We start from the raw sequence: 13,517 nt of genomic DNA on the forward strand, positions 1-13,517 counted from the left end.
CGGTGGGTTTTTTTCTTATGTGGCCAGTTGCCCTGTTCTGGTAAACAAATCGTGGGATGGTTTGTACCCTCCCGAGAAATAAGTGGTCGTATTTTGTCCGCCACGATCCGTCGAGCACCAACAGGAAAATATAACATATCCATCCTTTGCGAGGGATGCTACTTGCGATCCGTTCCCGCGAGAAAAGAAGCCATTGGCATCGATTTGGGGCTGAAAGACTTTGCTATTTTTGATGATGGAACGAAAATAAATGCGAACCGAGTTTTTCGCCAGTATGAACAAAAGCTGGCAAAAGCACAGCAAACGATAGAAAAAAAGACGGTTCCAACTGGCACAAAGCCCGCATCCAAAGTGGCTCGCAGGTCTATTTCCTACACTGGATAGTCGAAACATTAGGTATTTTATCTGATTGGAGGCAATATTGAGATACAAGCAAGGAGAAGGAAATATTGAGATACAAGCAAGGAGAAGGAGAGGAGGCTTTCTTGCTAGCTCCCCTAACTCATACCTAATATTTTAGAAAGGAGTACTGGTATCCACTATACAAAGAAATAAAATTAGTGCCATCTAATAAGATTTGCATTAAGTCTTCATCAATCACATTAGAGATTACATACTGATATGCTTCTTCGTCTTCATAATAGACTTGAGCTTGTAGAGATACATTCTGGCTTTCGGTTTGTTTTGCATCAGGGGTAATGGTCATTTGCGTTAGTTTTGTTACATCTGCCTTTATAACGCCTGGCAGCTGGAGGATTTTAGGAATGACTTCTTCCACGAGAAAATCCATGTATTCGATTAAATCCACTTCAAGTTCATTGCCAGCAATATGTACAACTTGTTTAATCAAATCACAAAACCCCTTTTTAAATTTTCTCTAATTTCTTCTATTATTTAATAAATATAACCAGTAATCAATATATAATTTGCTATTTGTAATTATTTTATTAATAAAATAGATACTATATGTTATTTTGGGAATATAGATTTAGGTTTTTGATGTACTCTGAACGACTAAAGCTGAAGAGATATAGAAATAAAAAAATATAGTCTTAATTATCAGAATATAATAAACTTGGGGGGAATCTATAAATATTTCTAGGGAATGAAAGTGGTGACATATATGGATGTGAATTTTAAATATCAACATATGAAGATTGCAACGAATATTAGAAAAGCTTCAAAAAAGTGGATTGTATTTCTTCATGGTATCGGTTGTACGAAAGATGCATTCCACAACGCTTATAATATGGAATATTTGCAAGATTACTCTTTGTGTTCATTTGATTTTTTAGGTTTTGGTGAATCAGACCATCCTATGGACTTTTCTTATGATCTTGAAACACAGACGGAAATAATTGTTTCTCTTATTCATACTCTTTCTATGGATAATGTTCATATTGTGGCTCATAGTATGGGTGGAGTTATTGGCTTACTAGCTATAGATAAAATTTCAAATTTACGTTCATTTATCAATGTAGAGGGAAATCTAGTAGCAGAAGATTGTGGTATTGTAAGTAGAAACGTGGCAAAACAACAAGAGATTGAATTTATTCAAAATGGTTTTGCTGAGTTAATGAATTCTCTTGAGCAATCGGATGAAGTCAGTGAGAAAATATGGGCAAAGTGGTGCCAACAAGGCAGTTCTCTGGCTTTTTACAGAAGTGCCTGCTCGTTATTAAAATGGTCTGAGAGCGGCAAATTACTACAACTATTTCAGTCCGTCTTTCATAAAACCTATATACATGGTGAAAATAATAAACAAAGTTTTCTTGATCCCCATCTTAAAAAGATCAAAACATATGTGATACCAAAAAGTGGACATCTTATGATGTTAGATAATCCAGAAGAGTTTTATAAAACTATAGGAAATTGGGTTTATCACATAGACAATTTGAATAAAAAGAACGATAGTAATAATGAGTGAACGAAATAAAAAGGTACAGGTTAATATTCTATCTTTTTTAGTAGCTAATATGATATTTACGAACATTACAGGTTTTGATACCATGTGATGTTCGTTTTTTTGTTTGACTTGCTTTACAAAGGTTGGTACACTAAACATGTTATTAATAAAGCTAACACTACCTAAATAGTATAGGATTTCGCGAAGCTGCCTGATAGCTTCTGGAATACACTGTTTGGGTTTTTTTATGGAGGCGGACGATGGTACGTGTTGGAGTGATAATGGGCAGTACTTCTGATTGGCCAACAATGAAATTAGCATGTGATGTATTAGATGAATTAGGGATTATTTATGAAAAGAAAGTAGTTTCTGCTCATCGCACCCCAGATGAAATGTTTTCCTATGCAGAAACAGCAATAGAGCGTGGGATTAAGGTAATTATTGCAGGTGCTGGAGGAGCAGCTCATCTTCCTGGTATGGTAGCTGCTAAAACAGTCTTACCTGTGATTGGAGTACCTGTGAAATCCTCTAGTCTGAGTGGACTCGATTCTTTATTATCTATTGTGCAAATGCCGGGAGGAGTGCCTGTTGCAACTGTAGCCATTGGCAATGCTGGAGCAACGAATGCAGGTTTATTGGCTGCTCAAATATTAGGAGCCTCAGAAGAGAAACTTCAGCAAAGATTAGAAGAAAGACGTCAAGCTATAAGACAAAAGGTACTTCAAGAGGGGGAACTTTCATGAGTATCTTGTTACCTGATCAAACCATTGGGGTACTGGGTGGCGGACAACTTGGCCGAATGATTATCCTCGAAGGTAGAAAGATGGGATATCGTTTTGCGACGTTAGACCCATCAGAGGATGCTCCAGGAGTCCAAGTTTCGGATTATCATGTGAAAGCTGGCTTTGATGATTTGGATTCAGTCGATAAATTGGCATCATTATCTGATCTTATCATTTATGAATTTGAAAATATTGATCCGACACTAGTTCAGCGTTTGGAACAACAAACATCAGTACCGCAAGGAAGTAGACTATTAGAAGTCACGCGTCATCGATTAATGGAGAAAGCAGCAATGGAAGAAGCAGGAGTACCTGTTGCGCCGTATGCAAAAGTCTCCTCGGCTGACGAACTACTGTCTGCAATTGATAAAATAGGATTACCTGCTGTATTAAAAACAGTAACAGGTGGATACGACGGAAAAGGGCAGTGGACGTTCCACACCAAACAAGATGTAACCGAATGGCTTGCTGAAAAGGATGTATGGACTCAGACATTTATTCTAGAAAAATTTATTCCATTTTTAAAAGAAATTTCCGTTGTTGTCGCTAGAAGTGTGACAGGGGAAGTGAAGGCATTTGCCCCTGCTGTTAATCTACATCGAAATCATATTCTCCATCTTTCCATCGCTCCTGCTACAATAGCAGAAGAAACAAGTAAGTTGGCTGTAGAGCTAGCAAAAAAAGTTGCGAAACATCTACAAGTAGTAGGATTACTTGCTGTAGAGATGTTTTTACATGCTGATGGACATCTCTATATAAATGAATTGGCACCACGTCCTCATAATTCTGGTCATTATACGTATGACGCTTGCAATCCCTCACAGTTTGAACAAATGTTACGCGCTGTTATAGGCTTACCACTAGTTGAACCTGCACAATATCGTTCTGCGATTATGATGAATGTATTAGGGGAACATAAAGAAGCATTTCTCCACTCCTATGATAAATTACCTAGCAATATAAAAGCACACTGGTATGGAAAACTAGAAGCAAAGACTGGTCGAAAAATGGGACATGTGACCGTGTTGACGGACGATATAAAACAAGGTTTGGATCAGTTGGATCAATTAAAGATATGTCCAGCCCTTACCGAAACAGAAGAAAAAGCTATATGGACTCAGTAGAAAAGGGGTATTCACTTGATTAATCGTTATGCTCGTGAGGAAATGTCCTCCATCTGGACAGATCAAAATCGTTTTCAGGCATGGTTAGAAGTAGAGATACTAGCGTGTGAAGCATGGGCTGAACTCGGTGTTATTCCAAAAGAAGATGTAGAACTTATCCGCAAAAAAGCTGGTTTTGATGTGAATCGTATTTTAGAAATTGAGCAAGAAACACGTCATGATGTAGTTGCCTTTACTCGTGCAGTTTCTGAAACGTTAGGACAAGAGTCCAAATGGGTGCACTATGGCTTGACATCTACGGATGTAGTAGATACAGCTCTCTCCTATCTTTTGCGACAAGCAAATGAAATATTGTTAAAAGATGTGGATCGTTTGATCGAAGTATTAGGGGAGCAAGCAAAGCAATACAAATATACCGTGATGATGGGACGTACTCATGGTGTACATGCTGAACCTACCACATTCGGTCTTAAAATGGCTCTTTGGTATGAAGAAATGAAGCGAAATCGTGAGCGTTTTGTACAAGCTATTGAAACTGTCCGTGTAGGAAAGATGTCTGGTGCTGTTGGAACATATGCAAATATCGATCCATTTGTGGAAGAATTTGTTTGTGAGAAACTTGGATTAGAAGCTGCTCCAATCTCAACCCAAACTTTGCAACGGGATCGTCATGCAAACTATATGGCGACTCTCGCTTTGATTGCAACATCGCTGGATAAATTCTCAACGGAAATTCGTGCCCTGCAAAAAAGCGAAACCCGTGAAGTAGAAGAGCCATTTGGAAAAGGTCAAAAAGGATCTTCAGCTATGCCTCATAAACGCAATCCGATTGGTTGTGAAAATATCTCTGGTCTTGCTCGTGTCGTGCGTGGTCACATGGTATCAAGCTATGAAAATGTCCCGCTTTGGCATGAGAGAGATATTTCTCATTCATCTGTTGAACGAGTGATCCTTCCTGATGCAACCATTCTGTTGAACTATATGTTAAACCGTTTTACGAATATTATTAGTGGGATACGTGTTTTCCCAGAAAATATGAAGCGGAACATGGATCGTACTTTTGGTCTTATTTATTCACAACGGGTATTGCTTGCCCTGATCAATAAAGGCTTAACACGTGAAAAAGCATATGATCGTGTTCAAGCTTTAGCGATGCAAGCTTGGGAGGAACAAACTTCTTTCCGTGGATTAGTGGAACAAGATGAATTTGTAAGCAGGCACCTTAATCTAGAAGAGATCGCAGATTGCTTTGATTACCGACATCATTTAGCTCAAGTTGACTTTATCTTTGACCGGCTTGGACTATAGGAGGAGTACAGGATGGGAGAGCTTGTTTACGAAGGAAAAGCAAAAAAACTTTTCACCACCAAAGATCCAAATGTTTTGTTGGTCCAGTATAAAGATGCAGCAACTGCTTTTAATGGGGAAAAGAAAGAAATTATAGAGGGAAAAGGTGCTTTAAACAATAAAATTACGAGTTATTTTTTCGAATTGCTAGCAGAAAATCAAGTACAGAGCCACTTTCTCGAAAGATTATCTACATTGGAGCAATTGGTAAAAAGAGTGACCATTATTCCGTTAGAAGTAGTAGTTCGTAATGTCACTGCCGGCAGCTTCGCCAAACGATTGGGTTTAGAGGAAGGAAAACCCCTGCCTTTCCCAATTGTTGAATTTTATTATAAAGATGATAGTTTAGGTGACCCGCTGATCTTAGAAGATCATATTTACGCTTTAGAGATTACAAACAAAGAGATTCTTGCTCAAATGAAAGAACAGGCTCTCCAAATTAATAAAATCTTATCCACCCACATGGAGCAGCGAGGCATTCGGTTAGTTGATTTTAAATTGGAGTTCGGGCTTGATAAGGATGGACAAGTACTGCTTGCAGACGAAATTTCTCCTGACACTTGCCGATTCTGGGATTTAGAATCTGGAGACAAGTTGGATAAAGATCGCTTTCGTCGCAACCTCGGTAATGTTTTAGAAGCATATCAAGAGATAGATAAACGATTGGGAGGCCAATAAAATGTATAAAGCAACGATATTTGTTACGTTAAAAGAAAGTGTCCTCGATCCACAAGGTGTAGCTGTAAAAGGGTCACTTCACACGATGGGCTATAACCAAGTATCTGATGTGCGTATCGGAAAACGCCTTGAAGTATCTCTTGATGCTGAAAACAAAGCAGCAGCAGAAATTGCTGTGAGAGCTATGTGTCAAAAATTGTTCTCTAATCCTGTTATTGAAAACTTCCGTTTTGAACTTGAGGAGGTGTAAGAATGCGTTCTGCTGTGGTGGTATTCCCAGGTTCTAACTGTGATATGGATTTAGTACATGCTATCGAAGATGTATTAGGAGACGTTGATCCTGTTTGGCACCAAGAATCAGATTTATCGTCCTATGATGCGATATTTTTGCCTGGTGGTTTTTCGTATGGAGATTATTTACGCTGTGGATCTTTAGCTACTTTCTCTCCTGTAATGGAAGCAGTAAGAAAAGAGGCTGAAACAGGGAAGCTTGTAGTGGGAATCTGTAATGGATTTCAAATATTAACGGAAGCGGGTTTACTTCCTGGTGCATTGATGCGAAATGATCATTTGCAATTCCGCTGTGAGCTTGAACCGATTACAGTTGAGCGTGTAGATTCGGCTTTTACTAGACATTATGAGCAAGGAGAAACCGTACAAATTCCAATAGCACATGCGGAAGGAAATTATTTTTGCGATGAAGAGACATTAAAGCAATTAGAAGCTGGTGGTCAAGTTTTATTTCGCTATGCAAGTAATCCAAATGGTTCTTTGGCAAACATCGCTGGGATTACAAATGAAAGAGGAAATGTTCTTGGAATGATGCCACATCCAGAGAGAGCGATCGTAGATTGGATGGGTTCTCCAGATGGAGCACGTCTGTTTACTTCAATGCTAGCTTACTGGAAGGAGAATCAAGCATGATCGAACCAACAGCTGAACAAATTAGAGATCAACAGTTGTATACAGAGATGGGTTTAACTTCAGAGGAATATGAACAGGTAAAAGGCCACTTAGGCCGTCTTCCCAATTGGACTGAGATTGGTATTTATAGCGTAATGTGGTCGGAACACTGTAGTTATAAAAACTCTAAACCTCTCTTAAAAAAGTTTCCTACAACAGGTCCGCGTATTTTGCTCGGACCAGGTGAAGGTGCAGGAGTTATTGATATTGGGGATGACCAAGCAGTTGTATTTAAAATTGAGAGTCATAACCACCCATCCGCGGTAGAACCATTCCAAGGAGCTGCAACAGGTGTAGGTGGAATAATTCGTGATGTTTTTTCAATGGGAGCTCGCCCAGTTGCACTTCTCAATTCCCTTCGTTTTGGAGACTTGGATTCTTCTCAAGTACGATACCTATTTGACAATGTAGTAGCCGGTATTGCTCACTATGGAAATTGTATTGGAATACCAACAGTTGGTGGCGAAGTCGTTTTTGATAATGCTTATGATGGAAATCCACTTGTCAATGCAATGTGTGTAGGGATCATCAATCACGAAGATCTTCAAAAAGGCGTTGCAGTAGGCAGCGGTAATCCGGTAATTTATGTTGGTGCCAGTACTGGTCGTGATGGAATTCATGGAGCAACCTTTGCTTCGGAAGAACTAAACGAAGAATCAGAAGAAAAACGATCCGCTGTTCAAGTAGGCGATCCATTTATGGAAAAACTACTTTTGGAAGCTTGTTTGGAAATGGTAGAAAAGAAGATGCTTTTAGGTATTCAAGATATGGGTGCGGCTGGCCTTACTTGTTCCAGTGCTGAAATGGCAGCAAAAGGGGGACAAGGATTAGACTTGAATCTGGATCTTGTTCCACAACGGGAAACAGGAATGACTTCCTATGAAATCATGTTATCGGAATCCCAAGAACGGATGCTTTTGGTTGTGGAGAAAGGTCGCGAAGAAGAAGTAATTGCGATTTGTAACAAATGGGGCTTACAATCTGCGGTGATTGGGGAAGTAACAGATGGTAATCAATATCGACTGTTCCAACATGGTAAGTTAGTAGCCGATATTCCGGTTAATACTTTAGTAGATGATGCACCTGTTTACATTCGGGAAGAAAAAGTTCCAGCTTATTATGTAGAAAATGAATCAGTAAATCCAGCAGAAGTTCTTGTGGGTATTGATGCAAATGAAGCATTAGTGAAAATCTTACAATCTCCAAATATGGCGAGCAAAAAGTATGTATATCAACAATACGATTTCATGGTACGCACCAGCACTGCGGTTCGTCCAGGTTCTGATGCAGCAGTTGTTGTCGTTCGCGGTACAGACAAAGCATTAGCCATGAGTACAGATGGTAACGGCCGCTATGTTTATCTCGATCCAGTAAATGGAGGACGTATCGCTGTTGCGGAATCAGCGCGTAACATTGTATGTTCTGGGGCCCAGCCGCTGGGTATGACGGACTGCCTCAACTTTGGCAGCCCTGAGAAACCTGAAGTATACTGGCAACTATCGAAATCCATCGATGGTATGAGTGAAATGTGTGAAGTTCTCCAAACTCCTGTTGTCGGTGGTAATGTCAGTCTATATAACGAAACCAAAGGCCAACCGATCTATCCAACTCCTGTTGTAGGCATGGTTGGTTTGGTTGAAAAGCGCGAACATATTACCACTCAAGCGTTTAAAAACGCCAATGATGTTTTGGTGTTATTAGGTGATACTGCGATTGAACTCGGTGGCAGTGAGCTGCAACAAGCTTATACAGGTAATATCTCAGGTCGAGCTCCAGTATTGGATAGTGGAAAAGAAAAAGTATTGCAACAAGCTGTGCTTTCTGCTATTCGTCAAGGATTTGTTCAGTCAGCACATGATGTGTCCGAAGGCGGTATCGCACTTGCTATCGCTGAATCATGTATCAGTGGAAACCTTGGTGCTAAGGTAAGACTGGAAACAGAATATGATGCTACTCCATATCTCTTTAGTGAAACACAATCGAGAGTTTTATTGTCTGTACCACGAGAAAAAGTAGAAGCAGTGATTGAAATGATGAATCAATTCCAAATTCCAGCTCAAGTTATTGGAGAAGTGACTGGAGATACTTTGGAAGTTCATGTGAATGATCAGATCGTAGTCAATCGCTCCATATCAGAACTAACCAACCTTTGGGAAGAGGCGATACCATGCAAGATGACAGCATCTTCGACTTCGACGAACTAAACGAAGAATGTGGCGTGTTTGGGATAGTTGGTCATCCAGATGCAGCGAGACTTACTTATTATGGACTCCACGCATTGCAACACCGCGGGCAAGAGAGTGCTGGTATTGTAACGTCGGATGGAGAAAAATTTCATGTGCATCGCGACATGGGTTTAGTAAATGAAGTCTTTAGTTCAGAGCGTGTTTCCCAGTTAATAGGTTCTACTGCTATTGGACATGTCCGGTATTCGACTACTGGATCGAGTGTGTTGGCGAATGTTCAGCCTTTGGTGTTTAACTATGCCAAAGGGGAAATAGCGATTGCAACAAATGGGAATTTAGTAAATGGAGATAAACTTCGAAAAGAATTAGAGGCAAATGGCTCTATCTTTCAAACTACAACAGATACAGAAGCTATTGCTCATTTAATTGCCCGATCAAACGCAGATACTCTGGAAGAGGCAGTAAAAGAAACATTAAATGAATTAGTTGGTGCTTATGCATTGCTGATTTTAACCAACGATCAATTGTTTGTGGCGCAAGATCCGCATGCCTTGCGTCCCTTAGCAATTGGGAAAATAGGCGAATCCTATGTCTTTGCATCCGAAACTTGTGCTTTTGATACAGTTGGTGCGACTTTTATCCGAGAAATTGAACCAGGTGAATTACTTGTGATCACTCAAGATAACGAAATGCGAGTTACTCGTTTTTCTGAGCCAAAAGAGACATCCATCTGTTCCTTTGAATACATTTATTTTGCACGTCCAGATAGCGATATAAGCGGCATCAATGTGCATACTGCCCGCAAAAGATTAGGACGGCAGTTAGCAAAAGAAGCATTTGTCGAAGCTGATGTGATCACAGGTGTTCCTGATTCTAGTACGTCCGCTGCTATTGGATTTGCTGAGGCAACTGGGATTCCTTATGAACTGGGGTTAATCAAAAACCGATATGTCGGTCGTACTTTTATTCAACCGAGCCAAGAATTACGGGAACAAGGAGTAAAGATGAAGCTCAGTGCAGTTCGTAAAGTAGTAGAAGGCAAACGTGTGGTTATGATAGATGACTCGATTGTCCGTGGGACTACAAGCCGCAGAATTGTAAACTTGTTACGTGAGGCTGGGGCGGTTGAAGTTCATGTACGCATCAGTTCCCCACCGGTCAAAAATCCTTGCTTCTATGGGATTGATACTGCAAATCGAGATCAACTCGTCGCTTCCAATCACACTGTCGATGAGATATGTGAACTGATCAATGCAGATTCTCTAGCTTTCCTCAGTGCGGAAGGTATGATAGAGGCGATTGGCCGACCATCAAAGGAAAAAAATCGGGGACATTGCCTAGCTTGTTTTACTGGAGAATACCCAACGAAGCTATATGATGCGCTTGAGGTGGAGGAAACGGTATGAGTGAAGCATACAAACAAGCTGGTGTAGATATCGATGCAGGAAATGAAACAGTGGAACGTATTCGAGCTCATGTAAAACGCACCTATCGCCCAGAGGTATTGGGCGATATTGGAGGGTTTGGTGGTGCTTTTGCACTTGGCAAGTATGAGAATCCTGTTCTAGTATCGGCCACAGATGGAGTAGGAACAAAATTAAAATTAGCTTTTGCCACAGACTTGCATGACTCAATCGGGATTGATTGTGTGGCGATGTGTGTCAATGACCTCGTAGTTCAAGGAGCAGAACCTCTCTTCTTTTTAGATTATTTGGCAACAGGTAAATTGCAGCCTGCTCAAGCAGAAGCAGTTGTTAAAGGAATAGCGGATGGTTGTGTGGATGCGGGCTGTTCGTTAATAGGTGGAGAGACAGCGGAAATGCCGGGTATGTATGCCAAAGGAGAGTATGATATCGCTGGATTTTGTGTTGGTGTTGTTGAGCGAGATCAATTAATCGATGGGTCTGCTATTAATCCTGGTGATGTGCTCATTGGACTTGCTTCCAATGGATTACACAGCAATGGCTTTTCTTTGGCAAGACATGTTTTATTTGCGGATGGAATGAATCTCGAGCTCGCCAAAGAACTGTTAACCCCTACGAGAATTTATGTAAAAACATTGTTAACATTAATGAGAGAATTTACGATAAAAGGTGCTGCTCATATTACAGGTGGAGGACTTGTCGAAAATGTTCCACGCATGTTAGCAGAAGGCCTGACAGCAGAAATAAACTCTGACACATGGGATGTCCCTGAAATTTTTGATCGTATACAACATTCCGGTAATGTCTCTGATGAAGACATGTTCCGTACTTTTAACATGGGTATTGGGATGGTTATTTGTGTTCCAAAAGAACAAGCAGCAGGGGTAATGGTACGAGCTTCGGAACTAGGAGAAACAGTAAATCGAATTGGTGAAATTGTTTCAGGATACGAGAAGTTTCGATGGAAGGGTGAAAAAGCAAAATGAGTATTGCTGTTTTCGCCTCAGGTAGCGGAACTAACTTTGAAAGTATTGTGAATCAATCTCGCAAGGATAACTGGGCAGTGTCAGTATCCTTGCTGATTAGCGATCGCGAAGGCGCAAAAGTATTGGATCGAGCAGAACAATTAGAGGTACCCCATTATTTGGTTTCACCAAAGTCATTTGCAAATAAAGAAGCGTATGAATCTGCGTTATTGGAAGTATTAGAGGAGCAAAAGATTGATTGGATTATTCTCGCTGGTTACATGAGATTGATTGGCCCTACGTTATTAGGAAAATTCAAAGGTCGGATTGTAAATATACATCCATCTCTATTGCCTGCATTTGTAGGGAAAAATGCGATCGAACAAGCTTTTGAATATCCTGTTAAAGTTTCAGGGGTTACGGTTCATTTTGTAGATGAAGGAATGGATACTGGTCCCATCATCGCTCAGGTAGCCGTTGCAATAGAAGAAAATGATACACTCGCGACATATACACAAAAAATTCAAGCTGTAGAACATGAGTTGTATCCAGAAGTAGTCAAACAGCTTGTTACAGGGAGGATTAAAAATGTCTAAAGTGCGTCGTGCGCTTATTAGCGTTTCAGATAAAACAGGGATTGTGGAATTATCCAAAAAACTCGTAGAACATGATGTTCAAATTATTTCCACTGGTGGTACTTTTCAACTTCTTAAGCAGGAAGGATTACCAGTAACACAGATTTCCGAAGTCACAGGATTTCCAGAGATTTTAGATGGCAGAGTAAAAACACTCCACCCAAAAGTACATGGTGGATTACTTGCTGTTCGTGATAAGCAATCTCATCAACAAGCATGCAGAGATAACGGAATTGAGTTTATCGACCTCGTAGTTGTCAACCTATATCCCTTTAAAGCAACCATTAGCAAAGAAGGTTTTACCTATGAAGAGGCGATTGAAAACATCGATATAGGTGGACCTTCGATGTTGCGTTCGGCTGCTAAAAACCATCGTGATGTTACGGTTTTAGTTGATCCTGCTGATTATGCTGTTGTGTTAGAAGAACTCGCCACAAAAGGTAACACCACCCTTGCTACTAGAAAACGTCTAGCTGCAAAAACGTTCCGTCACACAGCAGCATATGACTCTCTTATCGCAAGTTATTTGACAGGAGAAGGGAACGAAACACTCCCAGATCAATTAACTCTTTCTTATGAGAAAGTGAGCACTCTGCGATATGGGGAAAATCCACATCAAAAAGCTGCTTATTATAAAGATGCTCTTGCAACATCTGACCAGTTGGTTTCTGCGAAACAATTGCAAGGAAAAGAACTCTCTTACAATAACATTCAAGATGCGAATGCAGCTTTAGAAATCGTCAAAGAATTTACCGAACCAGCAGTGGTAGCAGTAAAACATATGAATCCTTGTGGTGTTGCTATTGGGAAAACGATCTTTGAAGCATATGAACGTACTTACGCAGCTGATCCAGTATCCATTTATGGAGGCATTATCGCTGCAAATCGTCCCATTGATGCTGATACAGCTTCTAAGATGAAAGAAATATTTTTAGAGATCATTATTGCTCCAAGCTTTAGTGAGGAAGCACAACAAATCCTTAGTGAAAAGAAAAATTTACGCCTATTGGAACTTCCGTTTTCAACCGGTGGAGAAGAAGCGGTGTGGAAAACGACTTCCATTGATGGTGGTATTCTCATACAAGAACAGGATAGCAAACAGATCTCCCAAGAAATGTGTACCGTTGCGACGGATCGAAAACCAACTGATGCTGAATGGAATGAACTTTTATTTGCATGGAAAGTAGTCAAACATGTAAAATCCAATGCCATTGTACTTACGAAAGATAATCGCACTATCGGTGTTGGTGCTGGACAAATGAATCGCGTAGGAGCAGCTGAGATTGCCATTCGTCAAGCAGGTGAAACCGCGAAAGGTGCAGTATTAGCCTCCGACGCTTTCTTTCCTATGTCGGATACGCTCGAAAAAGCGGCTGAAGCAGGAATTCGAGCCATTATTCAACCAGGTGGTTCTATTCGGGATTCAGAGTCGATTGAAGCAGCCAACAAATATGGAATTACGATGGTATTTACGGCAGTGCGTCATTTTAAACACTAGGGGAGGAAG

Annotated in this window: 13 protein-coding genes and 1 pseudogene; 13 read left to right on the top strand and 1 reads right to left on the bottom strand. The window is 40.4% G+C overall.

Annotated features, from left to right (window positions below; all coding sequences use genetic code 11):
* Positions 1 to 384: pseudogene (locus tag AC5WOF_RS18450) on the top strand (hypothetical protein); the annotation flags it as partial.
* Between the two features lie 124 nt (positions 385 to 508).
* Here AC5WOF_RS18450 and AC5WOF_RS18455 read toward each other — a convergent pair.
* Entirely contained in the window at positions 509 to 850 is a 342-nt protein-coding gene (locus tag AC5WOF_RS18455) for a hypothetical protein (protein WP_496051414.1), read from the bottom strand.
* A gap of 273 nt (positions 851 to 1,123) precedes the next feature.
* On the opposite strand from AC5WOF_RS18455, the gene AC5WOF_RS18460 reads away from it, so the two are divergent.
* The 12 genes from AC5WOF_RS18460 (at position 1,124) to purH (ending at position 13,508) form a co-directional block, all read left to right on the top strand.
* Positions 1,124 to 1,927 carry an alpha/beta fold hydrolase gene (locus AC5WOF_RS18460; protein ID WP_496051415.1) on the top strand — a complete coding sequence of 268 codons (804 nt, stop codon included), beginning with the start codon at positions 1,124 to 1,126 and terminating at the stop codon, positions 1,925 to 1,927.
* A gap of 239 nt (positions 1,928 to 2,166) precedes the next feature.
* Positions 2,167 to 2,649 (top strand): 5-(carboxyamino)imidazole ribonucleotide mutase, encoded by a 483-nt coding sequence (gene purE, locus AC5WOF_RS18465; RefSeq protein ID WP_496051416.1) that lies wholly within the window; start codon positions 2,167 to 2,169, stop codon positions 2,647 to 2,649.
* Positions 2,646 to 3,812: a 5-(carboxyamino)imidazole ribonucleotide synthase gene (purK, locus tag AC5WOF_RS18470; protein ID WP_496051417.1), complete on the top strand. Its 1,167-nt coding sequence runs from the start codon at positions 2,646 to 2,648 to the stop codon at positions 3,810 to 3,812. Before purE ends, purK begins: the two co-directional genes overlap by 4 nt.
* 15 nt (positions 3,813 to 3,827) lie before the next feature.
* Complete coding sequence (gene purB / locus AC5WOF_RS18475; RefSeq protein WP_496051418.1) at positions 3,828 to 5,120, top strand: adenylosuccinate lyase; 1,293 nt, start codon at positions 3,828 to 3,830, stop codon at positions 5,118 to 5,120.
* A 12-nt stretch (positions 5,121 to 5,132) separates the two neighbouring features.
* Positions 5,133 to 5,837 carry a phosphoribosylaminoimidazolesuccinocarboxamide synthase gene (gene purC, locus AC5WOF_RS18480; protein ID WP_496051419.1) on the top strand — a complete coding sequence of 235 codons (705 nt, stop codon included), beginning with the start codon at positions 5,133 to 5,135 and terminating at the stop codon, positions 5,835 to 5,837.
* Between the two features lies 1 nt (position 5,838).
* Positions 5,839 to 6,087, top strand: a complete 249-nt coding sequence (gene purS / locus AC5WOF_RS18485) for a phosphoribosylformylglycinamidine synthase subunit PurS (RefSeq protein ID WP_496051420.1) — start codon at positions 5,839 to 5,841, stop codon at positions 6,085 to 6,087.
* A gap of 2 nt (positions 6,088 to 6,089) precedes the next feature.
* A complete protein-coding gene (gene purQ / locus AC5WOF_RS18490; RefSeq protein WP_496051421.1) occupies positions 6,090 to 6,761 on the top strand; it encodes a phosphoribosylformylglycinamidine synthase subunit PurQ in 672 nt (223 codons plus the stop codon).
* A complete protein-coding gene (purL, locus tag AC5WOF_RS18495; RefSeq protein ID WP_496051422.1) occupies positions 6,758 to 9,004 on the top strand; it encodes a phosphoribosylformylglycinamidine synthase subunit PurL in 2,247 nt (748 codons plus the stop codon). Before purQ ends, purL begins: the two co-directional genes overlap by 4 nt.
* Complete coding sequence (gene purF / locus AC5WOF_RS18500) at positions 8,968 to 10,392, top strand: amidophosphoribosyltransferase (protein WP_496051423.1); 1,425 nt, start codon at positions 8,968 to 8,970, stop codon at positions 10,390 to 10,392. Before purL ends, purF begins: the two co-directional genes overlap by 37 nt.
* Positions 10,389 to 11,396, top strand: a complete 1,008-nt coding sequence (gene purM / locus AC5WOF_RS18505; protein ID WP_496051424.1) for a phosphoribosylformylglycinamidine cyclo-ligase — start codon at positions 10,389 to 10,391, stop codon at positions 11,394 to 11,396. Before purF ends, purM begins: the two co-directional genes overlap by 4 nt.
* The gene (gene purN / locus AC5WOF_RS18510; RefSeq protein ID WP_496051425.1) at positions 11,393 to 11,971 is read left to right on the top strand and encodes a phosphoribosylglycinamide formyltransferase; all 579 of its coding nucleotides are present in this window, start codon (positions 11,393 to 11,395) and stop codon (positions 11,969 to 11,971) included. Before purM ends, purN begins: the two co-directional genes overlap by 4 nt.
* The gene (gene purH / locus AC5WOF_RS18515) at positions 11,964 to 13,508 is read left to right on the top strand and encodes a bifunctional phosphoribosylaminoimidazolecarboxamide formyltransferase/IMP cyclohydrolase (protein ID WP_496051426.1); all 1,545 of its coding nucleotides are present in this window, start codon (positions 11,964 to 11,966) and stop codon (positions 13,506 to 13,508) included. The genes purN and purH overlap by 8 nt, the downstream gene beginning before the upstream one ends.
* Positions 13,509 to 13,517 lie beyond the last annotated feature (9 nt).

It is taken from the genome of Shimazuella sp. NTD250 (assembly GCF_059510375.1).

Coding starts and splice junctions, on each gene's coding strand:
- purE (WP_496051416.1), top strand. CDS start 2,167: ATGGTACGTGTTGGAGTGATAATGGGCAGTACTTCTGATTGGCCAACA.
- purN (WP_496051425.1), top strand. CDS start 11,393: ATGAGTATTGCTGTTTTCGCCTCAGGTAGCGGAACTAACTTTGAAAGT.
- purL (WP_496051422.1), top strand. CDS start 6,758: ATGATCGAACCAACAGCTGAACAAATTAGAGATCAACAGTTGTATACA.
- purH (WP_496051426.1), top strand. CDS start 11,964: ATGTCTAAAGTGCGTCGTGCGCTTATTAGCGTTTCAGATAAAACAGGG.
- purF (WP_496051423.1), top strand. CDS start 8,968: ATGCAAGATGACAGCATCTTCGACTTCGACGAACTAAACGAAGAATGT.
- purQ (WP_496051421.1), top strand. CDS start 6,090: ATGCGTTCTGCTGTGGTGGTATTCCCAGGTTCTAACTGTGATATGGAT.
- purC (WP_496051419.1), top strand. CDS start 5,133: ATGGGAGAGCTTGTTTACGAAGGAAAAGCAAAAAAACTTTTCACCACC.
- purS (WP_496051420.1), top strand. CDS start 5,839: ATGTATAAAGCAACGATATTTGTTACGTTAAAAGAAAGTGTCCTCGAT.
- purM (WP_496051424.1), top strand. CDS start 10,389: ATGAGTGAAGCATACAAACAAGCTGGTGTAGATATCGATGCAGGAAAT.
- purK (WP_496051417.1), top strand. CDS start 2,646: ATGAGTATCTTGTTACCTGATCAAACCATTGGGGTACTGGGTGGCGGA.
- AC5WOF_RS18460 (WP_496051415.1), top strand. CDS start 1,124: ATGGATGTGAATTTTAAATATCAACATATGAAGATTGCAACGAATATT.